The organism is Streptomyces argenteolus, assembly GCF_042902585.1.
In the GTDB taxonomy this organism is placed as follows: Bacteria; Actinomycetota; Actinomycetes; order Streptomycetales; family Streptomycetaceae; genus Streptomyces; species Streptomyces argenteolus.
The window spans coordinates 609,588-636,053 of sequence record NZ_JBIBEG010000003.1 but is presented as its reverse complement, the minus strand read 5'-3'; the positions used below and the strand labels follow the sequence as shown (position 1 = coordinate 636,053).

The 26,466-nt window shown below is 75.0% G+C and carries 1 protein-coding gene; it reads left to right on the top strand.

The features are described 5' to 3' along the window. The first annotated feature begins 6 nt into the window (after positions 1–6). Entirely contained in the window at positions 7–26,451 is a 26,445-nt protein-coding gene (locus ACFY8O_RS15295) for a lonely Cys domain-containing protein (protein WP_387902239.1), read from the top strand. Positions 26,452–26,466: the final 15 nt, after the last annotated feature.

Genomic DNA, 26,466 nt, shown 5'->3' with positions numbered 1-26,466 from the left:
CCCCCGATGAGCATCCAGGTGTCGCCCGAGGTCAACGCGATGATCTTCATCCTCACCGGGGAGAAGCTCATGGACGCCGACGAGGACCTCGCCTACGACAGCCGCCTGCCGTACGCCGGCCTGGGCCGCAAGCTGGACAAGCTCTCCTCGCTGATCGACAAGTCGATCCACGACATCGGCGAGTCGATGCCGGACGACCTGGCGAAGTCGTACGGCAAGGCGATGGGCATGCTCATCGACGACGGCGGCAAGAACTACCTGCGCGACTTCTCGGACCAGCTCGACAAGATCGCCGAAGGCCGGCGCAAGACCTCCATGGACATCATGGAGTCCAAGTGGCAGGTCATCGCCGAGGTCATCCGGCTGCTCATCGAGATCGCCATCTACCTGGCGATGTCCTTCTTCACCGGCGGCGCGTCGGCCAGCCAGATCATGATGGCGAAGCTGCGCAGCCGGTTCTTCATCCTCACCACGCTCACCCACCTGCTCCAGCGGCTCCACCTGGCACCCTCACTGACCGAGGCGTTCGCCGAGGCCTTCACCACCTTCGCGGTCCGGCTGGCGATGATGAACTTCGCCCCGGACGGCCGCCGTCCGGACGGCATCGACTGGAGCGACATCGGCAAGGCCGCCGCGTTCGGCGCGGCGGCGGGTTTCCTCACCAGCGTCTTCGACAACTTCGCCAGGAACATCGTCAGGAGCTTCGACAACAACTTCCTCAAGAACGGGCCGGACCTCGACTTCAAGAACCCCCCGAACCTGAAGAACGACCCGGACCTCGACCTCTCGCACCACGGACCGAACCCCAAGCCGAACCCGGACCCCACGCTCAGCCCCACGCCGCACCCCACCCCCACTCCCACGCCGAACCCCAACCCGGGCGGCAAACTCCCGGTGACCTTCCGGAACGACCCGCTGTCCTTCCGGAACAACACCGAGCTGTGGCGGAACAACCAGATCCTGCGCCACAACGCCGACCGGCCGGGTGCGCTCGCGGGGCACTACGCGCTCAAGGGAACAACCGACTTCCTCGCCGCGGGCTCCGGCGAGGCGCTCGCCGAGATCCTGATCAAGGGCGCCTTCGAGGGCGACTGGTCCACCAGCTGGTCCACTTTCGTCGGCGCGGGCATCAGCAGCCAGGTCGAGGCGACGCTGAGCGACACCGCCGTGAACAGTGCGGCCGAACTGCGGCACGTCATCGACACGTTGAGGAACCAGCCACCCACCCTCTCCGGCGGAGGCGACGCGGGTACGCAGGACGACGGCGGTTCCCCGCGCTCCGGCGGGAGCCAGGATCGTACCGACGGCCCCTCGCGCCCGGACACCACGGGCGGCGGCGACACCACGGGCGGCGGCGTGCTCACCTCACCGCCGCCGGTCGTCCAGCAGACCACCGGACAGGCGTCCGCCGGTACGGGCCGGGCGCCCCTGCCCCACGGCGTTGAGAACCCGCCGCCCTACACCTCCGTGGACCCGCCGCCCTACACCCCGCTGGACCCGCCGCCGTACTCCCCGGGCACGCTGCCCGTGACCGCCGCCGAGAACGAGCTGTGGCAGCAGGTCCACCAGGGGTCCGCCGAGGTCCGCGAGCAGGCACTGCGTGACCTGGCGGCACTGCGCGGCTCCCGGCCGCCGGGCAGTGTGGAGCTCGGCGTACGCGACAGCCTGCACGGCCATGTCTCGCACCTGCCCGACGTACGGGTCGTGCCCGCGGGAAGTGATCCCGCCACCCAGATCGACACGGACGACGTCCGCCGCGCCCTCGGGGGCTTCGGCACCGAGATCTCGGTGGAGGCTCCGATCGAGGTGGGCGGGGCCTCCGTGACCCCTGACACGTCCGAGGTCACGAACAACCCGCACGGGGCACCACAGACGGGCCTTCAGGAGCCCTCGCAGAACAACCAGCCGGACGCCTCCGGGGCGAGGGCCGGTGAGAACGACGGTACGACCACGGTGCCGGCCCAGGGCGCGGGCGCCCCGGCCGCCTCCGCCACCCCCGGAACGGGCGGCGGCACCCGGCAGGGTGGCCTCCCGGCGGGCGGGAGCGGCACCGCTCCCTCCGCCACGGCACCGCAGGGCTCCCGTACCCCGGACGGGACAGCCCCCGGGGCACCTGCCGCGACGGACGACTCCGCACCGACCGCACCCACCTCGGAAACCGTCGACCCCGCCACCGGGGCCGAGACCGCTCAGCACACCGGGACCGCTGCCGGGACCGACGGCGGCCCGGCCTCCGGCCCGGATGCCGGCTCCACCACCGGGACCGAGGGGGAGCCCGCCTCCCGGACCGGCGTCACGGCCGAATCCGGGGTGCCCGCTCCCGCGCCGGAGGGCGTCTCCACCACGCCCGCACCGGAGATCGCCGAACCGGGAGGTGTGGGGCGGGCCGCCGAAGCCGGCGCCGCTCCGTCCCCCGTGAGCACCGTCGGCACGTTCGCGGAGACGGGCGGCTCGGGAGACGTCCGCACCGCGACCGACGCGAAGTCCGGCCCGGTCCCCGCCCACCCCGGCGACTCCGTGGCCGTCCCGGCCCAGCCGCTGACGATCGTGGTCTCGGCCGCGCCACCGCCGGCGGGGTCCCAGGAGGCGGCCGAGCTCCTGGACGGCGCCGGGACCGACCGGGCCGTGGTCCTCGGCCCGCCGGTCGCGGCGGACCCGGCAGGACGCCCCGTACGGGCCGCGGTCGAGCTGACCCGTGAAGGTCCGGGCGCCCCGGTGCTGATCCGCCCGCTCGCCGGCCCCGCGCCCGCCGAGCCGGCCAACGGCGCCCCGGACACGGCGTTCCCCGGTGCGGACGTGCTGCTGCCGCTCGCCGACGCCCTCGGCCCGATGCCCCGGCCGGCCACCCAGAGCTCCACGACCGACGACGGTGCCCCGCTCACCGGCACCACGGCCACACCTCCGACGGCGCTGCCCACGGAGACGAAGGCCGTGCACCAGGACGCAACGGCACCGGGCGCCACGGCTGACACGGAGTCGGCCCCTGCCAAGCTCTCGACGCTGTCCCGCCCCTGGAGCGAGCCGGCCACCGATCTGTTTCTGGAACCGGGTGGCGACGACGGCACGGGCATCGTGTCCGGCGGCCGGGACCCCGGTACCGTCGCGGGACACGGCACGGGCGGTGGGAGCACACCTCCCGTGCCCGCGCCGGCCACACGGGAGACCGCCCCCGCGCCCCCGGCCGTCGCCCCGGCGCCGACCCCGGCCCGGATCGTCGTCCGTCCCGTGGACAGGCGGGACTCCGGCGGCGGGGCCGACGGCCCCCGGCGGCCGGCCGGTGAACCGGCCGTCGTCACCCTGGAGGGCCACACGGTCCCCTTCAGCCACCTGCGGCGCCTGGTACCGGATGCGGCGGTGCGGCCCGCACCGGGCCGTGCCGTCCGGACGGTGACCCTCTCGCAGAGCCCGGCCGAGGACGGCACGGCTCGCGACGCGGGGCGCCGGGCGCTGCTCGGCCAGGACACCTTCCGCGGCGTACGGACCGTGTCCGGCTCCCCGCTCCCGCGCGCGGACTCCGTGGACGGGGACGGGGACGGAATGACGCGGGCCGCCCCGCGCACCGTGTTCACCGGACCGCCCGCCCCGCTCCCCGGCGCGGGTACCGAACGAGGCGCCGACTACTTCGTGGCGCACGGCACTCCCCGTACCGTCACCCTCGGCACCGACGACGCGACGCGCCCGGCCGTGAAGGTCAGCGGTGTGCAGCTCGGCGAGGTGCTCAAGTCGTGGGCGGCGGACGGTGATCAGGAGCGCCCCCTGGTCCTGTACTCCTGCGAGACGGGACGCCCGCCCGAGGTGGCGGGTCTGCCCGTGGCGCAGCACGTGGCGAACCGCACCGGCCGGTCCGTGTACGCGCCGACCACCGAGGTGGGCACGGCACGCGACCGTGACGGTGACGTCCGCGCGGTGCTCACCGAGGGCCCGGACGGACCGGGCCGCTGGCGGCTCTTCACCCCCGAACCCGGCGGCGCCGACCTCGACCGGGCGGCGCGCGACGCGGGTCTGCACGCGGGCCCCGGCCCGGCCGACGCGTTCGCCCGCGCCCGCACCCTCCAGCAGATCCGGACACTGCGCGACGCCCTCGGGCCGGACGCCGAACAACGCCCGGAGAACCGTGAGTTGCTCGCAGGGCTCGCCCATGTGGACGGTCTGCGCTGGCTGGACACCGACAGTGCGGCCCGCTACGGCGACGGCCGGATGTCCCCGGACCTGCTGCGCCGGATGGTCACCGACTGGCACATTGCGACGGGTGCCCGGGCCGTTGACCCGGCCACCGGCCCGACCCCCGGGCAGTACACCGCGTTCCTGCGCGCCGCAGCGGAGCTCGGAGCCGGTGCGGGACCGGACACCACACTCGGGGACCTGCTGCCCCCGCCGCCGCCCGAACTGCCCCCGGCCACACGGGTGTCGAAGCAGGACGTGCGCGGGCTCTCCTACGCTCCGGCGGCCGAGATCGCCTGGTCGCTGTCGGACGCACCGCTGCCCCTGTCCGATCTCGGCCTCGGCCCGGAGGACACCGCCGAGCTGGCGCGCCGGCTGCACGGCCCCGGACCCGGGGGCACCGCCCCCGGCGCAGGGCCGGCACCGCTGATGAACGGTGAGGTGAACGCGCACACGGGCCGGCAGGTGTACGGGATGCCGGAGAAGAACTTCAAGGGCTTCCGCGAGGTGGCGCACGACCGGAACCTGGTCATCGACGTACGCCCGACCAATTCGCTCGCCCCGAAGTGGCTCGAGGCCGGGGCCGTGGCGAAACCGCCGGAGATCAAGGCCAAGACGCTCAACGGGCTCGACGTCCTGCTGGGGGCCGACCCGGAGAGCCTCGGGCTCGTCGGCTTCTTCAAGCCGGTCCTGCCCGAGCCGGGTGCTGTCGCGGAGGGTGCCTGGGAAGGGGTCCTGTCCCGCTTCAACCAGCGTTCGACGGAGTTCCACGAGCTGGCCGCGAAGATGGCGGCGCACGAGGTGGACAACACGTTCGCCGTGCGGGACGGTGTCGTCTTCGTCGTGGGGGAGGACGGTGGGCTGCGTCCGATCACCGGAGACCACGACGTGTTCGACGTGTCGACGCCGGGCGGTTCGCGTATTCCCGCGCCTGCCCACGACGCTCTGATCGAGGAGATGCGGGCGAAGGACATCGCCGTGACCCACGGCGCTCACATGTTCTGGAATCCGCCGACGGCCTTCGACAAGTCCGTCTTCGACAAGGTCGTCGGAGCCCACCGTGGCCCGGACGGCGAACCCCTGCTCCGCTTCCGTCCCGGCGACGAACACGCCCGGCTGACCTGGACCAGGCCCCTCACTCCGCCCGAGAGCCTCGCCGGGAGCATGACCCTGTTCGGCGGGGGGCCCGGCCCGGAAGGGCTCGTCCGGGCGGACGGTCTCGCCTTCCGCCAGGTGCCCGCCCGGCCCGACGGGAACTGCCTCTTCCGTGCGGTCCTGGACAGCGCGCGGGCACGGGACGTACCGCCCGCGTGGGCGGCACGCAGCATCGCTGGGCTGCGTGCTCTGATACGCGACCGGATCAACGGATCCGAGCTGGGTGCCGTCGCCGACGCCGCCGTGCCGGACCCGGTGTTCACCGTCGTGGACGACCTGCGCCTACGCGGCCTGGCCGGAGCCCACGACGCGGAGGACCAGCGGCGCATCACCGAGGAGTGGAACCGCGTCGCCCGTGAGGTCGTCACCGACGGCGACAGCGCCCGATGGCGGCAGATCCTCGCCGACAGCGACTATCCGCAGCTCGCCGACGTGGCGCCCACCCCCGCCGACGCGCGGCGGCTCGGCGGACGGGGCCTGCTCGCCGCCGCCGCCGAGCGCCCCCGCCTGTGGTCGTCCCCCTTCGCCGACCTGCTGCCCGACGCGCTGGCCCACACCCTCGACCTGGATCTGCGTCTCGTACGGCCCGATCCGCGTACGCCGGGCGGGCTCCTCGTGACCGGGCTGCACCCGGGCGGCACCGGCGGTCCCCTGCACCTGGCGTACAACGGAACCGACCACTACGACGCCCTGGTCCCCACCCCCGAGCCTGTCCCGGCCCCGCCCCTCGCGCCGCAGGACGCCCAGGAGCCGGACGGTTCCGATCCGTTCGGGGAGTGGCTGCGCGGCATGGCGGGGATCACCGGTCCCGACCAGGAGGAGTCCCCCGACCGGGGCGACCCCGTGCCGCTGGAGACGCAGCTCGAACGGCACCGCCCGGCCCGGCTGCTGACCGGCGAGGACGCCGGCCCGCCGGGGCCGTCGCCGCGCACGGTCACCTTCGACGACGGCAGCAGGCTGCCCGCCGTCCTGATCAGGCCGGGCGCCGATCCGCGTGAACCCGCCGGCACCTGGGAGCCGCAGGGTTCGCCCACCGGGCTGCTCGCCGGCCCCGGCGTACTCACCCTGCGCTCACCCGAACTGGTGGCCCGGGAGATTCTCGGCACCCTGCCGGAGCAGGTGCGCGCGCGGTTCGACGAGGCGGAACTGCTCCGTCTGCTGACCGACCAGCCCTCCGCGTTCACCGCCCCGCGAGGGGCCCGCCTCGTGGGCCGGGAGAAGTCCGGCGTCGGCCTGGAGATGACGGTCGAGGCCGTCCCGTACCACCGCTGGGAGCGCTTCTCCGACGTGGGCGGCGCCACGGTCAGGCTGGACACGATGCGGCGCGGGCAGGCCGGGACGGGCGGCGGGCGCAGTGTCGGCTTCGGGCGCCGGATCGCCGCCGGCCTGGGCATGGGCCCCCCGCTCAACTGGCTGCTGAAGATCGGTTTCTCGCTGGGATGGAGCCGCAGGACGGACTACTCCCAGGGCACCTCGGCGTACGCGCAGGCCGAGCACCGTGCCCACGAGGGCTCGCACCTGCATCTGGACGACGTCCACTACCGGGTGCGGGTGCAGCGGGTCACCGAGGCGCCGGACTCCACCGGGACGGGCAGCCGGACGGCGCCCGGCACCGACGCTGCCGCGCCGGCCCCGCGCTGGCGGCGCGCCCAGGTGCACTCCGCGGAGTTCGGGGTGCGCGACGGGCTCAGCTGGCGGCTGCCGGACGACCTGACCGTGCCGTACACGGGGCCGCGCCGGGCGCCGGAGATCCTGACCTTCCCGGACGGGCTCGAGCCACGGATGACCGACTCGACGGGCCTGCACCTGACGGCACCGCCGGAGGACCTGGCGCTGGCGGTCGCCGGAGCCCGGCCGGGGAGCTCCGCGCACCGCACCCTGGTCTCCTATCTCCGCCCAGGACGGCTGCTCGGGCTGTTCGGAAGGCTCACCGGGCCGGTCAGCGGGCCCGAGCTGACCCAGGGCAGCGGGCAGCACCCCCTGGGCCATCTGGTCGTGGAGCGGTCGGTGCCGCACCGCGCGGTGCTCGTCACCGAATCGCTCAAGGCGGAGGTACGCGACCTCACCCAGACCACGTACCAGAACCAGCGGGGACACCTCCGCGACACCCGGTTCGGATTCCAGGTGACCGCCGGGCCGAACTACACCCTCCTGGGCCCCGAGACCGACGTACGCCTCCAAGGCGGCCCGCTGGTCCGCGCGGACCTCGCCGCAGGGCGCGGCCACTACCTGGGCGCCGACGCGGCCCGCAAGGTCACCGGCCGGGTCCGTAACCATCCGATGGCGCTCTACCAGGTGGAGCGGACCCTGATGGTCCGTAAGGCCGGCGAACCCCGTTCCGCGGCACGGCCCGTGCGGGTGGTCAGCCTCGACTGGATCTCCACGCAGGACGCCCGCAGGCTCGCCGGCTGGGACAGCCGTACGCCCGGCCGTACGGGACCGAACCCGGACGCCGAGCCGCCGGTGCCGTGGTACCTCACCCACGAGGACCCGGTGCACCTGGGCGGCCAGGTGCGCGCGGAGGGATTCCGCCCGCAGGCCCGCGCGCAGGCGTTGCCGGCCGCGCCCCCCCAAGCGCCCGCCCCGCAGGCCGGGACGGCACCCCAGGACGGGACCGCTCCCCAGGCCGGGACAGTGCCGCAGGACGGGACCGCGCCGCAGGACCCCGTGCGGGTTTTCCAGGACGCCGTCCTGGAGACCCTGCACCGCTCCTACCCGTCGCTGTTCGTGCCGCCGCTGATGCTCCGCCACTCCCGGCTGGCGCGCCTGTGGTACGGGGACGGGAGGCTGCGGACGGGCCTGCACAACGACCGGCAGGTGCGCGAGGCGCTGAACCGGCCCACCCTGACGCAGAGCCTGGACGAGCTGACCACCACCGGCGTTCCGGTCACCCTCACCGAGGACGGCACGGTGCGCCGCGGCCACCACACGCTGATCCTGCGGGCACGGCTGACCGACCGCCGGTTCGAGACCACCATGAGCGAGCGGTCGCTGCGCAACGCGGTGATCGGCAACGAGGTCTCCGGTCAGGGGCAGCAGGAGTCCAGCACCTACTCCGCCGGTGCCGAGGTGGGCGTCTCGCCGCGCGACCATGACAAGGCGCCCGAGGCCGGTCTGCCGCGCCGGACCGGCAACGTCTCGGTCGGCGCCCGTTACGCCCGCACCTACCAGAAGGCCACCCGGAACACGGTCACGGTCACCCACGACCACCTGACCTTCCAGAACGGCGCGGACCTCTACAGCTACCAGGTGGAACTCGGAGCCTCCTTCGAGGGCCACCGCCGCCCCCGGGGCTGGGCCCGGCTGCTGTCGATCGGCCTGCTGGGTACCGGCGTCTTCGTCAGCAAGGTCGAGGAGCGGCCCCTGTTCAGCCGGGGGACCGAGACCGTGGGCCGCGTGGAACTCGCCGTGCCCGCGGCGCACGGCTCGGACCGCCATGCCCCCGCCGCGCCGCCCGCCGACGGCGCGGCACCCGCGCCCTCGCCCCTCCCCGCGCCGCGGCGCCTCTCCGCCACGGAGGCCGACCAGCTCCTCGACGGAACCCGGCCCCCGGCCGAGGGGGACCCGGAGGGCCGCACGCTCGTACAGCGGCTGCTCAGCGCCCCGCACGTGGTGCTCAGCGTCGAGGGCGGCCCGCAGCGCCGACAGCTGATGCAGGACACGGCTGACCGGGCCTCGGGCAGCTCCTGGCACGTCAGCGCACCCGGCGCACCGGTCCGTACCGCCCTGGGCAGGGCGATGGCCAACCTGGGCGTGGCCGCACAACTCGGTCAGTACCTCGGCCCGTTCGGCTCCAGGATCACCGGACTCAACGGCGCCGGGCCGTTCCGCACGCACTACCTGAAGGCCGCGATCCGCGGCGAACTGAACAACGTGCGGGTGAGGAGCGATCCGAAGCCCGCCAGCCTCGAGAGCACCATCGGCAACGAGCACCGGGTCGTCGGCAGCGCGAGCACCGTCTCGCGCACCACGCTCGGGGTGCAGGGCGGCTACATGCCGTTGCAGCAGGTCCCCGGCAAGCAGGCGCTGGTCGGTTCGTACGCGACCGCGCTCCAGTACGCCTGGGGCAAGGGCCGCGGTGTCTCCCAGGCCCTCACCCGGGGGCGCAACACCACCCTGACCTACGCCGGGCGGATGTACCTCGTGGTCGCCGACGCCGTCGAGACCGTCGCGGTGCGCGACCGCTGGACGGCGGCGATGGGCGCGGCCGGCACCCGTGCCGGGGACCGCGTCAGCGCCGTGGCAGGGCGGCTGTCCGGCCGCCTGGGCCGTGGTCTGTCACCGCGTCCGGCCGCCGCCGCCCTCCAGCGGATCCGGGACGCGGTGATGTTCCACCTGCCGATGCTGGACGCCATCGAGGCGGGCCTCGCGCCGGACGGGCTGGGCACCACCACCCCGGACAACCTCGGCGGTGGCTACCGGGTGCCGGGCTTCCTGCGGGGCAGGCGCTTCCCCACCCACCCCAGCGGGCGGCTCGACGCGAGCCGCGCGGCGCGGCAGCTGCTGCCGCGCCTGGAGCGGATGGGCGTGCCCTCGCACGACAGGGAACAGGTCCTGCAGCGGCTATCGCCCGACTTCCTGCGCGCCCATCTGCACGAACTGACCACCGGCGGGATGACCCTGCCCGTCCGCTACCGCGCCTGGTCGAGCCCGCACCACCTGCCCGTCGGAGGCAGTCCCGGCCAGATCAGGTTCAGGCTGACGCCGGTGACCACGACCGTGCGGCGGCTGCGCACGGGGTACGAGCTGGAGGACTACCGGACGATCGCCCGCGACGACACGGGCGGCACCTCACAGGACCGGGGCGCCGACCTCACCCTGAGCGCCGGTGAGCGCGCCGCGGGCGACGGTGTCCTCGTCGCCAACCCCTCGGTCCAGGGCACGGCGGCCAAACAGCGGGCGAGCAACCGCACCGAGACCGACGGCAGCACCGCCATGCCGAACATCGCCACCACACAGGCACACGCGGAGATCGTCACCGCGTACGTCCTGACGGTCACGATGACGGACGTGGCCGGCGACGCCCTCCCCCCGCGTGCCGTCGCGCGGGTCGGCACCCTCGACGAGATCGCCCCGGCAGGCCTGCTCACCCCCGAGGGCGCCGGCGACGACGGCGCGCTCACCGAACAGGACGTGCCCGAACCCGAGCGTGCGGTAAGGATGCTGACGGCCGATCAGGCCCGCCCGGAAGGGGTGGCGGCATGGCGGACCTCCGGCAGCGGCACGAGCCCGGTGGGCACGCCCGGCGGCGACACGGACATCCTCCGCTTCGACGACCGGATCGGCTCCGGCATCCTCGCCGTGGACATCCGTGGCGCGGCCGGGGTCCACGACGCGCTGACCCTGGCCACCGCCCGCGCCGACGGCCTCGGCGACACCGATCTCGGCAAACGGCACACGGGCGACATCCTCGGCGCCCGCGTGCGCATGGCCCGCCACACTCCGCTCACCGGCCTGGGCACGGCTCCCGGGCAGGCGCAGCAGGAGGCCACCTCGCAGGGCGGCCTGACCGCCGGATTCCGCGAAGCACTCGGGGCGGACGGCTCCCGGCTGCCCGCCCAGTCCTCCGCGCGCATCCTCGGACAGGTCCACACCGTCGACTCCCGCCTCTACGCGAAGATGCACCGCACCGGTGCCCGGCTGCTGGCCGTGGAGAGCAAGCCCCGCATGGAGGCCATGCAACGGCGCAAGACCTCCGACGCGCTGGAGGCGGGCATCGTCGACAACGTCGAGGGAGCGGCGGGTACCGCGCCGCTGGCCGGCAACAGCAACGCCGGTGTGACCAACCCCGGTGCCACGGTCCCGATCGGCGGGGCGAACGACTCCACCGCGCTCAAGGGCGCCGCGGACACCACCCTCGGCACCCATCTCAAGGTGGTCACCGACCGCAGCATGCTGTTCGCGATCCCGGTGAGCTGGCTGGCCGTCGCCGAGTCGGACCACAGGATCACCGACAGCCGCCCCCTGCGCGCGCTCGGCAAGGCCAGGCGCGGGCCACGCGCCGCCGAGACCGAGACCACCGCCCTGGTCTGGCTGCGCGAGGACATCGCACGCGACCACGGACTCCTCGACGACGACACGTTCCCCGCCGAGGTCGCTACGGCCTGGGACGACATGGCCAAGGCCGCCGCCGACCTCGCGGCAGCCGAGAAGGAGTACTACGAGGCCCGGGCGCGGGCCCGTGAGGCCTGGCTCTCCCTCACCCCGGGGGAGCGGACCGCCCTGGGCGACGACGACCCCCGCACCGCGACCGCCCTGCCCAGGGACGTCGCCGGTTCCCCGGCCGTCCTCGCCTGGCAGGCCGCCCGTGACGCCGTGCGGCTGTGGGAGCAGCGCACCGGCACGGCCGCCCAGGACCACCACCGGCTGCACCTCGCCGCCTCCCGCCTGACCGCGCATCACCAGGGCTCGGCCTCGGTCCCGGTGGCGGACCCGCCGCAGGAGTACACCGCGCCGGGATGGCGCTCCGAGGCGCCGGAGCCGTACGCCGTGTCCGACGGCGCCGGTTCCGCTCCCCGCACCCTCACCTCGCCGGACGGGGTCACGGTCCGCGAGGTGCACCCCGTGCCCCACGACGGCGCCTCCTTCTTCCACGCGCTGCTCGCCGCCGCCGGGGCCCGCGGCCGACTGCCGCAGTTGCTCGGCGGCGCCCTCGCGGGCAGGTTCCTGGATGCCTCCGGCGACCCGGCCGTCACCGCCGAGGCCGTCGGCGCTGCCCGCAACCGTCTCGCCTGGGCCCTGGGCGAGGACGCCAACAAGGACCTGCTCGACGCGCTCGCCCTGGACGTCGAGGACACCTTCACCCAGGACGAACTGGACGCCGCGGGCGTGGTGCTGACGCCGGCCCAGCAGGCCGAGTTCGACGCCTTCGGCCGCCTTCCGCTGACCTTCTGGCCGACGCCGGACCAGCGGGTCGCGCTGGCGACCGGCGCCCTGTCCCGTCCGTTCGCACCCGAGCCGCAGCCGGAAGGCGCGGTGCGGCCGGACGGCGTGCCCGCCCCGCCCGTGCGCCGGGCGGGCGACCACGGCGGTGCCGATCTGCTGCCCGCACTCGCCGCGCGGGTCCTCGGCACCCCGTTGACGGTGGTGACCGGTGAGGGCAGGGATCAGCTGTTCCTCCCGCACGGTGGCGATCCGGCCGCCGTCGACCCCGCCGCCGACCCGGTGCTGTTCTCCGCCGACGGCTTCTTCCACGCCGCCCTCCCACCGGGCACTCCCGCCCCGGCCGTGACCGAGCCACCCGCCCCGCCGGTGGCCGGGACCTCCGGCAGCGGCACCGGTCCCCTCACGACCGGGCAGTCCTCCACGCCGCCCGTGCACCGCAGCCACCCCACGGCGCCCTGGCTGCCGCCCGCCGACAGCGGAGCCCCGCGCTACCGCCTCGCCGCCGACGGCGTCCTCACCGCGCCGGACGGCGCCACCTATACGCAGGGCGCTCCCACCGGACGCGGCAACGGCTTCTTCGGTGCGCTGTCCACGGCCCTGGGGCTCGCGGCCGGCCGGCCGGGCGTGGACCGTCACGAGGCCACCAGGCTGCGGTTGCGCGCCGGATGGACCCCCTCCCGGATGATGCGGCTCAACGGACTGCCCGGCGACCGGGCCGAACGGGACTCCCTGTTCGCGCCCCCGCCCCTGGTGACACGCCGTGGGGCTCCCCGGCCGAGCAGGGAGGCACGGGACGGCCATCTGCGCCGCCACCTCGCCCATGCCCCCTGGGGGCCCGGAGCCGACCGCGCGGTCGCCGAGTGGGCCGCTGCGGCGACCGGCACCACCGTCACGCTGATCGAGGAGAACGGCACCGCCCACACCTACCCCGGTCCGGCCGGCGAGAGCGGTCCGCACCTGCGGCTCCGCCGTCGCGGCGGTGACCTCGTCCCGCTCGTGCCGCGCACCCCTGCGCCCGTTCCAGGGCCGCGGACCGCCCCGCAGGAGACTCGGCAGCCCGCAGGCACGCCCTCCCCGGCCGACGGTGACCTGCCGGGGCTGCCGGGCGAGGAGGAGGCGTACGAGCTCACCACGCTGTCCGGGCGTCCCGGCCCCCCGCGTCCGGACGCCGAGGCGCTCGCGCAGTTCAGGTTCACGGACGACAGCGACGCCGAGACCATCGCCCGGTTCCGGTTCACCGACGACGGCGCCTTCGACAGCGACGTGGACAGTGAACCGGACAGCGAGGACGGCGACCCGGACAGCACGCACGAGGCGTGGCTCGACCTTCTCTTCGGACCCGAGGCCCGGCGCGACCACTCGCCGGAGATGCTCGTCGGCACCGCCGCTTCGCTGCGCGAACTCGCGCGCGGGAACGCGGACGCACAGCCCGCGGCCACGGGCACCGTCGGTCAGCTGCGTGACCTCACCCGGCGGGTGCTGGGCCTCGCCCCCGCCTCCCCGGTGGGCGAGCGGCACCTCCTGCTGCTCGGGTCGCTGGCCCTCAGCGCCTCCCCCGGCGCGCTGGCCGACGAGACCGCCCTCGCCGCCTATCTGTCGATCCATGACGCGGCCCTGGGACGGGAGACCGCCATCGCGTCGGAGAACGGCGCCGTCCGGAACTGGACCGGCACCGGGGACCAGGTGCCACCCCTGGACGCGTACGCCGTGGAGAACCAGGAGGGCCGGGTGAGCACCTGGCCCGCGCCCTGGTCGGACCCGTACGTGGTCCTCGCCCAGGTCGGGGTGGACTCGATCCAGCTGACCACGCCCCGGGGCACCGTGACCCCGGAGGACGTCGGGGAGTTCGCCAGGCTCGTCGCACGGGATCCGGCGCGGCCCGCCGGCGCCGACGTCGTCCTGGCCTTCCCGCACGAGGACATCGCGTCCCTGGCGCGGCACGTCGCGGAACTCACCGGCGCCAGGGTCTGGTTCTCGGCACACGCCCCGAGGCCGTCCACGGACTGGCGGACCGGCACCGAGCACATCATGCTGGGGCCGGTCCCCGACGGCGTCGGCACCGTGTGGGACTCCGTCCGGCCGGGCCAGGACACCGAGAGCGACGGGGACGTCGCGGACATCGTCGACCTGTACGGGAGCAGCCCGGACCCCGAGGACGGCATCAGCGCGCGCCGGCCCGAGCCGCTGACCACGAGGAACTACGGCGTCATCCACAGCCGTGACGACGGTGTGTTCTTCCGCAGGCCGGGCGGGATCCGGGGCACCTGGCACACTCCCCGGGCACTGGCGGGCACGGAGGACGCCCCCGAACTCGCCATGTCCGTGCAGGAACACCACGAGACGCTCGTCACGGATCGGCCCGCCCTGCGGATCTCCGCGGACCGTACGCTCGCGGTCGAGGACGGAGCGTACGGGCAGCAGGTGTTCGCGACGCCCGAGGCCGTCGCCCACGCCTCGGCCAAACTGGCGCGTGCGGGCACCGCGGTGCGGCTGGCCCTCGATCCGGACTTCGGCGTCATCCTGCCCACGGCCGACGGGGGCAGCAGGCACCTGTTCCTCGTGACGCCGCACTTCCTGACCCGCTCCGGCGGGTCGACCGAGGAGGTCTGCCGGGACTTCGCCGACATGCTGGCCGGCAACGCCCGTACGTCACACATGGTCTTCCGCGCCCCTCAGGGCGGCCCGGCGGTCACGGCACCGGTCAACGCCTCCGACGGGGTCGAGGTCACCGGTACCCACCACCTCGCACAGGCCCTGAGCGGCGTCGCGGACGGCGACACGCCGTCCGACAGGGCGGAGCCTGGCTGGGCGGCCACGCTCGTCCGTCAGGACGACCGGCCGACCGGCGGCGACGGCGGCCCCCTGCCCGGCCGTACCTACGGCGGCGCGCTCAGCCTCGCCCGGCCGGCCGACCCGCGCCGCGACGCCCTCTCGGACGCGGCACGCCGGATCGGCGTCAACGAGCACGCCTGGGCCGACATCGGCGAGGGCTACGTCGTGCAGTCCGTCGCCGCCGCCGGTGAACAGGGCCAGCCGAGCCTCGAACACAACTACGCCAAGCCGCAGACGACGTCCGGCGGCGGGCACTTCGGCTACCACTTCGCGACCGTGGTCCTGGCGAGCGAGGACGGCACGCACCAGATCTCCCTGGAGAACCACGCGCGCGCCTCGGTGCGCAACCACCGGCACACCAGGGCGGTCCAGGCGAACCTGCGCAACCACGAGCTGGGGGAACTGCGGGACGTCGCCGCCCGTCTGCGCCGGGAGATCGAGCGGCTCGAGGACGCGGCGTCCGACGAGCACCTGGCGGAACTGCGCGGCCACCTCGACCTGGCCGTGGCCCTCGCCGTGGCCAAGCAGGCCCAGGCGGATCTGCGGGCGGCACCCGCCGGATCGCCGGAGCACACCGCGGCCGAGAGGAAGCTGGAAGGAGCGACGCGCGCCGCCGCGCTCCGCATCGGACAGCTCGAACCGGTCATCGCGGGCAAACACCAGTGGTACATGAGGATGTACGCCCAGCGCCCCGGCGAATCGGCGCACGACACCAACGCCGGGCTCCTGAACCCCGGGCCCTCCGCCGAGGCCAATCCGCTCACCGCCGTGGTGCTCCGTGGCCAGCAGGCCCTGCCGGTCTCCGTCACCTTCCCCAAGGACGCCCGCGAGACGCCGGAAACCGCCACGCACCCCCTCCGGCATCTGGCGAAGGTGGTGGCCAGGACGGGGCTGTGGAACGCCACGAACGGGCTGCCGCTGCCGGACGTCAGGATCAGCGGACCGCGCGGCGCCCGGCTCATCGGCCGGGACCTCACCAAGGCCCGTACCGAGGCCGTCGCGGAGTCCTTCCGGCAGGAGCTGGCCGATGCCCTCGCGGAGTACCAGGAGGGGACGCCGCACCCCCACCTGAGCGCCGACCGGTTCACCGTGGAACCGGTCGTGGTGCGCGGCCCCAGGCCCTCCACCGGCGACGCGGGCACCACCACCGTGGACGTCACGGTCGACGACCACCGCGGTGGGCCCCGGCAGGTCGCCACCCGAGGGCCGCGCGGCGCCTCCGTGCCGGGAGGGCTGCCCGGCGGCTCCCGCGACGACGGCCTGGACCCGGTGGCCGAGCAGTGGCCGATCGGCCGCCCGGTCACCGTCATGCGGCCCCGCTACGGCGTGGACCCGAGCTTCGTCGTGTCCACCGCCGACGTGCCGGCGGCCGGGGGACCGGGGACCGGCGCACGCACCACGGAGGCGTCCGGTGCCGGCCTACGGGGGACGGAGCTGCCCGGCGCCGGCGTACGCACCACGGACGCGACCGGCACCGAGGTACGCACGACGGACGCGACCGGTGCCGAGGTACGCACGACGGACGCGACCGAGGCACCCTCTGGCCCCGGTGCCACCGGGCCCTCCGGTGGAAGGGCCACCGCCACCGCGAAAGGCAAGGCACCGGACGCCGGCGCCATGGGTGGCGCACCTGCCACGGCGGGCCCCCGGCCCGGCCGGTGGTTCACCTACACACGGGCCGCCGAGTCCCGCTCGGAGCCCTTCCGCTACGACGTCTCCGACACCGGCCACATCCGCCTGCCCGGAGGGGAAGAGATCCCCCCGACCGGATGGACCCGTTTCGGCCACGACTTCGTCCACGGCACGACGGGCGCGATCCTGCGGGGTGACAGCGGCTGGATCGGCCGTGTGGACAACATGGACGCCCTCGCGGTCGTGATGGCGGACCTGGACCAGGACTCCGCGCCCTACCGGGTCGTGGCGGACTCCTCCGCCCTGTACCTGGTGCCCGAAGGCGACGGCGACACCGCCCTGCGCATCCCGCTGGAGGAGGGCGCGGGTTCCTCCGGCACACCCTCCGTCACCGCGGCGGAGCCCGCCCCGCCCCCCACACCCGGCGCACGCCCCGACGACCGGCCGCGGATCGTCGTGCGGTCGGCCTTCGACGTACGTCGCTTCGTCCACGACGGGGAGACCGTCACCGACCTGACCGTCCGGCTCGCCTTCCGCCCGGGGGACGGGCAGGCCGACACCGGGGCCGTGACGGCGCGGGTGCTCCAGGGCGTGGAGGAGTTCTACAACCGCCCGGGACACAGGCTGCCCGCCGGGGACCGGCTGCACGTCACCGTCGAACCGGTCGGGGCCGACGACGACCCCCACCTGACGGTCGAACTCGTCGGCCGGGACCAGCGGATGGACCAGCGGGCCTGGTGGCCCGACGCCGACCCGGTGGAGTTCGCGCACGAGCTGGCCCACCAGCTGTTCCTGCGGGACGAGACGCGCGACGCGAGCAACCCCGGCAGGCTCCACGCGCCGGGCAGCCTGCTCGGCCCGTTCCGCGAGCCCGCCCCGGACGGCCTCGCGCAGAGCGGCCTGCGCCCGCGCCACCTCCACCTGTGGGCAGCGGTCGTGGGGGACGTCGATCCCCGCACCGCACCGGACGGGGCCAGCTGGGACGAGGCCCGCGCGAACGCGGAGCCGGAGCGCCGGGAGCCGGTCTGGGTCGACCCGGTGTCGCTCCCCGATGCCTCCCCCCGGACCGGCCCCGACGGCTCGGTGCCGCCCCCGCTGCCCCCCGGAGGCGCTCTGGCGCCGCTCGCGGAGGCGTCCGACGAGTCGGGCTCCGAGGAGGACTCCGACGACGACGCGCGTCCGCTGTGGGCCGAACCGGGCTGGCTGGACATGCTGTTCGGCCCCCGGCGGGACGCCGTCCCGCGTACGCGTCTCCGGGAGACGTCCGAGGCGCTGTACGAGCTCGTCCGGGCGGAGGCCGGTGCGCACCCGGCACCGCAGGCGCTGCGCGAGGGCCTGAGCCGACTCACCCGGCGGGTGCTGCACATGGGGAGCGGTGCCAGGCCAGGGGCGGCGGACTTCCGCGTGCTCGGTTCGCTGGCGCTCGACGCGTCCTCGGACGACGTCGAGAGTGCCGACCGCCTGGCCCTGTACTTCGTCGAGCGGCAGATCGAGACCGGGCGGGGCGCCCACGACGAGGGAACGCTCCTGCGCGACGACGAGGCCGAGGCCGTCGGCCGCGACTTCACCGGACCGGGCCGACCCGCCCCCGAGCTGGAGTCCTACGCCGTACGGGCCAGGGGCCGGGTCGTTCCGCGGCCCGCTCCGTGGCGCAACCCGTACGTGGTCGTGGCCGGTGCGGCCGGTCACGCGGTCGAGATCGCCGCGCCGGGGCGTACCTTCCGGGTCCACAACCCCGAAGAACTGGCCATGCTGATCGCGTACGACTCCCGGCGGCCCCGCGGCGCGGACATCGTCCTGGTGCTCCCGCCGGAGTACGCCGCGACCGTCGCGTCCCTCGTCGCGGGGACGACGGGCCGCCGCGTCTGGTACCCGGAGGCCCCCGCCGGCGTGGCCACGCATCCCACCGCCGGCACCCGCCATCTCATGCTGGACCTCGGCGACGGCGGCACCGGAGCCGGCTGGGCCTCGACGGAACCGCCCGCCGACGGCGGCCTGCCCGGCGCCCGGGACCCCGGCAGCGACGCCGACGCCGAGAGTGACGACGACCCCTCCGGCACCGACGACCGCTCCAGCAGCGACGGGGACGCGGAGTTCGACCGGCTCGCCGACCAGGCCGTCCTGGAACGGCAGATCGACGCCCGACGGCCCCGGCCCCTGACCACGCGGGACTACGGCGTCATCGACAAGAGTGGCAGCGGCGTCCTGTTCACCCCGCCGCTGCCTCGTTCCGTGGGTGAGGTGCGGGCCGGGGAGGGCACCGGGCCCGGCCCGCTCGCGCTGGTCCTGCCGCGCCAGGACCGTGGAAGCGTCCTCATGGCCGACCGGCCGCCCCTGCACATCAGTGAGGACCGGACACTGGCGATGCTCGCGGCCGGCGACGGAGCGGGCGGCCGGAGCCAGCAGGTGTACGCCACCCGCGCGGCGATCGAGCGCTCCTCGGCGCGGCTCGCTGCGGCAGGCGCCGGGGTGCGGCTCCGGGCCGACGAGTCGGTGGGCGTGCTGCTGCCGAAGGAGGACGGCTCCTACGGCGAGCCGCTCTTCCGGGTCGACCCGGAGTTCCTGACGGCCTCCGGTGGTCCGGAACACGCCTTCACACGGGACTTCGCCCAGATGGTGGCCGGCGCGGCCTCCGCGCCCCTGTCGCACATCGCCTTCCGCGGCCCCACCGGCGCGGTCGTCGCGACCGCGCCCGTGAACGGACTGCACGGCCGGGAGGTCACCGGAACCCACCACCTGGCCCACGCGCTGACGGAGGTGGCTGAGGGCAGGCTCCCCGCCACCGGCGTCACCCCGGGCTGGGCCGCGCGCCGCACGGGCCGGGACGGCCGCTTCACCGGTGGGGTGGTGGGCGCCCCCCTTCCCGGTGAGCGGTACGGCCGCGCGCTGAGCTACGAACCGCAGGACAACCCCCGCCGCACCCGGCTCACGTCGGCGGCGTGGCGCATCGGTGTCAACGAACACGCGTGGGCAGGTGTCGGCGAGGGATACCTCATCCAGTCGATCAGCACCACCAACGACAGCGGCGCGCAGCTGTTCACCCACAACCACGCCAAGCCCGGCGACCGGGTGGGGCCGCACGCCCCCTACCACTTCGCGCAGGTGGTGCTGGCCAGCGAGGACGGCACCCACCAGATCACCCTGGAGAACGAGAGCCACTCCCGGGACGAGCTCCCCACCGGACTCCTCGACGACGTCATCGACGAGAACCTCGACCGCTACGGCGAGGACGAACTCACCGGGCTCGCCGAAGCCGCCGGCCGGCGCGCCGCCGAGGCGCGGCGCGGCGGCGCGGACGAGGCCGGAGCCGCCCGTCTGGAGAGCTTCGCCGCGGTGGCCAGGGCCCTGGCCGACGTCCACCAGGCCGAGCAACTGCCGTACTACTTCGACGAGGACCGCCCCGAGCACGCGCTCGCGCAGCGCGAGATCGCCGAGGCCCGTGCTCGCGCCAGGGAACTGATCCGGCGAGCCTCGCCGGTGATCGACGACAAGGACCTGTGGTTCTTCCAGGCGTACAGCAGACGGCCCGGTGAGTCCGCACACGAGATCAACGCGGCGCTGCTCACGGATCGTTCGCCCGCGGTGGCCAACCCGCTGACGACGGTGGTGCTGCACGGCCACGCGCCACGCCGGTACCAGCAGACGATCCGCTTCGAGGAGAGGGACCACCGGACCCCCGCCGCCGCGGACGGCACGATCGACGCCCTTGCCCAGGCGCTGGCCCGTGCCGGGCTGTGGAACCGCGACCACGGCCTGCCGATGCCCTCGGTCACCGTCACCGGGCACGGAAACCGCTCACAGGCCAGCGGCAGGGCGCGGGCCGACGCCGTCGCGAGCTCGCTCGCCGCGAGGCTGGCCGAGGTCCTGCGCACCTACCAGGCGGGGACGGGCGGACCGCACGTCGGCGTACGGGACTTCGGCCTGACCAAGTCCGCGAAACGGGTACGCAGTGCCACCGACCCGGCGCAGGGGCGCGTGGTGACGATCGAGATCGACGACCGGCGTCCGGTCGCGCCGGAGTCGCCGGGCAGCACCACTCCCGTCGGGACACGGGCCGGGTCCGCCGGGGATCACACGCCGGTGACCGCCGAGCGCCCGGACACGGCCACCGGGCCGGTGACCGCTCCGCCCGCTCCGGACACCGCCCCCGTGGCCGCTGAGCCGGCGGCCGGGCGGGCCGGCACCGCCGAGTCGCCGGCGCGCTCGGAGCGCGCCGGATCCCGGCCGCCGGGCCGCTCCGCGCAGCCGAGCCCGGAGCGCAGGAACAGCCAGGCGCCGCCGTGGGTCCTGGGCCGTATCCGCTACGCGGAGGAGTCCGTCGCCTTCGACCGGCGGCTCGGCGAGTACCTGGCCGAACACGAGGCGGTGACAGCCGAGTTCCGCAAGATGGCGAGCGCGGCGTGGTCCGCCGCACGGCAGCGGTACCCCCGCGCGCTGGCGACGTTCGGTGACACCAGCGGCTTCAAGGCGGGTGTCGTCGGCACGTCGCGTGAGGCGCTCCAGCGGGTGGTGAGGAGCGGCAACCTTCGGGAGCTCGTGGCGTTCCTGTACGAGGGGATCTCCAGCGATCTGGTGCCGGAGATGCTCGGCGGCGCGGAGGAGCAGCACCCCGAGATAGCCGCGGAACGGCCCAGCCGGAGGCAGCGCGAGGCCTACGCCGAGTACATGCGGCGCGCCACGGAGATCCAGGCGTCGGACCTGTCACCCGCACAGAAGGCCGCCGCGATCGCGGAGCTGCCGAGGCCCGTCGAGAACCCGGCGCGTCCGGACGACGCCCGCCCGCCCCTGAGCGATGCGGAACGCCGGTTCGCGGTCGGCGGGGACGGGCTGACCTGGATGCCGGCCACCTCGGTGTACGACATCGCCATGGGCGCGGACTTCCAGGGCCGTTCGGAGGACTCGGGCGGTCTGGTGGCGACCGGCACCGCCGGATCCACGTACCGCTTCGTGCTGCACGCCGCCCGGATGCGGGAGCAGTGGGGCCTCGACCTGGACCTCGGCCTGATCCGGGCCGGGATGCTGGCGATCTCGCTCACGGTCGGCCACCACACCGTCCACGAGGTGATGCGCGGCGCCCAGTTGGCACTGAACGACGTTCCCGGCCACGATCCGGCCCTGGACTACGCGGACAACTGGGGCAGGTACTGGAACATCTACCCCCTCGACGAGAAGGAGTTGCGGGAGAACGTCGCGCGGGACGGGCTCTTCCCCGACGAACACGCCCGGGCCCTGCTGGACGACCTCGAAGCGGCGCCCGGAACGGGCACCGGCACGCGCACCGCCCTCCCGTACCGTCCTGGGCCGACCCGCCCGGTCCTCACCCGCCCCGTCACCGCCGGGCCCGACCGCCCCGTGGCCCAGGCCCCCGGCCCGCCCGGATCTCCCGCAGCGGGACCGGACACCGCAGCCGCGGAGCTGGACGCGGCGTGGCAGGCGCACGCACGGGCGCTGACCGCCCTGGGCGACGCCGCTGCCGAAGCCGCGTCGGCGCAACAGGCCGGCGAAGAGAGCGCGGTGGTGGCGGATGCCTGGGCAGAGGTCGACGAGGCGCGCCGGCAGGTGGAGGACGCCGAGGCGCGGCTGTGGGCTCTGGGCGTCGCTCCGGACGCGCTGGGTTCGGCGCGCGTGTCCGCCCGGGGCAGCGGCTCCGGCGCGGCCGACGCGGTACCGGTCGTCCCGGCTGACGCGGCGGAACGCGGCTGGATCGCCCGGCAGTTGACCGAGGACGACCTGCCGCCTCGGCCCTCCCAGCCCATGGGGGAGGAGCCCTCAGGCAGTCAGGGGCCGGAGACGGTCGGCTCCCGGAGCCCGGACACCGCCTCGCCGGAGTCGCAGACCCTGGGCGCACGGGAGCTGGAGGCCGCCGGCATCACGCTGTCCGTCGGCCGGCGGACCGAGATGGCGCTGAGCGGGGACGGCCGGCTGCCGGCGAGCGCGCTGTCGCCGCTGGAGCTGGCCCGGGTGCGGATGGTGGAAGAGGGCGTCCGGTCGGCCGGGACACACGCGGTGGCGGCGCTCGCGTCGCGGCGGCTGTGGGCGGGTGCGTACGCCGACTTCGCTGACGCGGCGCCCGAGGACACCAGCGAGGACGCCACCGCGCGCGCCTGGGACGCTGCCGTCTCCCTGGTACTGCCGGCGGAGCCGCACGCGGTCCTCGCGGACTTCCGGTACGCCGGCGACGCCTTCCGTGACGCGGTGCGTCAGGTCGCCCGGCACCTGCTGGACAGGGACACCGGCACCGGGCCCGCCCCGGCGTCCGCCACGGAACTGGCCGACGGCCTGCGTGCCGGTCTCGGTCTGCGCCGGCGCTGGAGGGTGCCCGGCGCGGGCACCGCCCCCGCTGTCGAGGACGCCGTGGAGGCGGAGCCCGTGACGCAGTCGGCTGCCGACGCCGACATGCACGATCTCGACCTGTCGATCCTGGACGGTCTCGACCTCGACCTGGGCTTCGGCCTCGATCCCGGCCACGGCGGCTTCGACCTGGACATGAGCGGTCTGGACACGACCGGTGCGGAGCCGACCGGACTGGACACGACCGGCCCGGACACGACCGGTCCGGACGCGCCTGCCCCGGATGTGACCTCGCTGGACACGGGCGGCGGGAATCCGGTGTTCGGCGCGCGGGCGGCCACCGCCCCTGCGCGCCCGCTCGCGGCACTGCCCCGGCTGAGCGTCGTCCCGTACGGGCACGGCCAGACGCGTCCCTCGGCCGAAGCACAGGAGCGCGTCGACCGACTGGCGTTCCAGGTCGCCCGGGCCGGTCTGCGCAACCTGCGCGCACGGGTGCCGCTGCCCAGGGCCGACATCGCCGGGTACGGAGCCGACGCGCGCGGAGCGGGCACCGCGCAGGAGCGGGAACAGGCCGCCCGCAGGAGGGGGGAGCAGCGCGCGCGAGCCGCGCACGAGCTGTTCGTACGGAAGCTGGACCACGCGCTGGGCGTCCTCCAGGCGAGCCTGCCGGCAGGGCGGACGCGCCTGACCGCGAGCAACTTCACGATCATCTCCCGTGGTCGCGCACGCCTGCCCGGCCAGGGCGTCACCGCCGGGCTGTCCGGCCGGACGACCCGGGCCGACCTCGGCCGGCAGGCCACCATCACGCTCACGTCTCCGGGGCACGCGATCGCGGTCGAGACCCTGGACGCTCTGCGCCGAGGGGAACACTCCCTGCGCGCCGGGCCGTTCGCCGTGGCCGCGGTCGCCCGGAGCGTTCTCCGCCTCGGTCCCTTCGTCCTCGTCGACCCGGAGATGCGCCGGGACTTCTACACGATGGTCGAGAGGGCGCTCGCCGCCGGGCGGGCGAACAGCCTGGCCGCTCTCACGGCGTTCGCCCTGCAGGAGGAGGGCGTACTCGCGGCCGACCGCGCCCGGCATCTCACCGTGAACGGGACGCGGGTCCCGGGCCTGAACTGGACGGGGCCCGACGTCGCCGAGCTGAACAGCGTGTCCGTGGAGGAGCTCCGGCCCGATCAGGCAGGCGGGTTCACGCAGGACGGCATGCTGGACCTCTCCCCGTGGCCGTGGGACGTGACCCCGTACGCCGTTCTGGCCGAAGGCCGTCACGACACGGTGACGGCACGCCTGCCCGACGGGACGACGCGGGACCTCGGCCCCGACGCGTTCGCCGAGCTGGTCGCGAACGACCCCGCGTGGCAGGGCCTGCCGTCCGGCACCCCCGTGGTGATGGTCGTGCCCTTCGCCGGCGACCGGTATCTGGAACTGCCGCGCACGCTCGCGGAGCGCACCGGCCGCACCGTGTGGGTGCACAGCGGCCTGGCACGGCGCCACCCTGACCCGGGCGCGGGGAGCACGGTCGCCGTGATCCGGCAGGACGGGCTGCCGCACGGTTCCTGGGTCCCGGTCCGGCCTGGTCTCGCACCGGACGTCCACGACGGCGCGCCGTCCTGGCACCGGGACGTGCTCACCCAGCCCATCGTCAGCGCCCTGACCGGGCAGCAGATCGGCCGCAGCCTGCACGAGCCCGCAGAACTCGCCGGGGCCCGCGAGGACAACTTCAGCCGCCTCGACCAGATGACGCTGTACGTGCACTACAACCGGGCCACCGGCACCTATTCCGCCACCCTCCCGCTGGACGACCCCGGGCCCAAGGACAAGGCGTACCACCTGGCGGGCCACGGCCTCCCGGGCCACCTGATGCTGCCCCTGGCCGGCGGCGGGTCGAGGGCCGCCGACCGGCACGAGGCAGGGGAGTGGCTCCGGCGGCGCAAGAGCCTGTCGAGCATGCCCGAGGACCACTGGATCGACATGGTGGTCTGCTACTCCTCGGCCCCGCAGGACAGCGCCGTCCAGGACCTCTCACGGGCCGGTGACTCCTACCCGGTGCCGTTCGCCGCCGATCCGCTCGCCGACGACGCCCTCTCCCTCGGGCAGCACCTGGCGAACGTCACCAGGCGTACGGTGCGTCTGTCCTACGCCCTGCAGGGGGTGTTCCGCTACCAGGGCGATCCCGTGCGGGTGCTGTTCACCGATGCGCGAGGACGCCGGTGGTGGTGGGAGACGAGCCGCCCCGAGCCGGGCCGGGCCGAGCTCGACCGGCTGGCGGAGCGGGTGGGAACCGAGGGCGCGCCGACGCCCCGGAGCAGGGCCGAGCTGCTGCGTCTGGTGCGGGCGCTGAAGCTGACCTTCGGGCACGACGTGGAGGACGCGGCCGACTTCACGGACCTGGTCCGCGGAGCCGGTGCGCTCGCCGGTATGTGGCACGCAGATCCGGACCTCGGGCCGACCGGCCCGTTCTCACCGGACCTGCTGCGGCGGGTGGTGGCCGCGCACCCGGAGGCCGCGTCCGGGGTGGATCCGCAGGTCACCCGGCGTGTGCTGGCTGCTGCCGCACACGTGGGGCAGCAGTCGGGGGATTCCTTGCCCGTGAGCCGGTTCGTGGACCTCCCCGTGCTGCACTCGGCCGCACGGTGGCTCCAGGACACGGCGGCGGTCGACGAGGCGGCCGTCGCGGCGCTGAACCTCTCGGATCCGGGCGACATCGGCGTGGCCGAGCGTGCGCGGATGTTCTGGGCACGGGTCAAGGCCGAGGAGACGCGGGCCGCCGCGGGCGCCGACGCGGACGCCCTCGCCGCCAGGACGCTCCACCTCGACCCCGCCGAAGAGGCGGACGACACGCTGCGCGCCGAGGCGCTCTCCCTGCTCACCCGGGGTTTCGCGGCGGGCAGGGAGATGAGCGACCCGGACGTCGCCGCCGCGTACGACCTGGAGACCCGTGGCGCCTTCGGCCGACCCGCCCCACCCACGACGATGGGCCCGGCCCTCGGCAGCGGCCGGAACTGGCAGGACGGATCGGCGCTCCTGCCCGACCTGGGCACGTTCCGGACGCCGGGCGGGACCTCGGACGCCCCGTGGGCCGGGACGGACGCGTCCGGCACGCAGCGGCCCGTTCCGCACCTGGTCCTGGTGTACACGGACTTCCAGGACAGCGACCGCCTCCAGGTGAGCTTCGGTGGGGCCTCCTACCCGGCCGGCCCGGCGGAGTTCGCCGAACTCCTGGCGGCCGACGCGGAGCTGAGCCGCAAGGACCTGGCCACCCCGGTCCTCCTGCTGGCCAGCGGAATCGGCGGGCCGCCGCAGGACCTCGCGGACGCGATCGCCCGGCGGCTGGGACGCAGCGTGTGGTGGAGTCCCTTCCCGGCGGACCTCTCCGGGACGGACGCCACGGGCACCCCGGTGCCCACGCTCCTGGACTCGCTGGTCGGTCTGACCAGCCCGACCCCCGCCGACTGGCAGGAAGCGCGGCCCGTCGACCCGGACGGGACCGGATGACACAGCAGCGCCCCA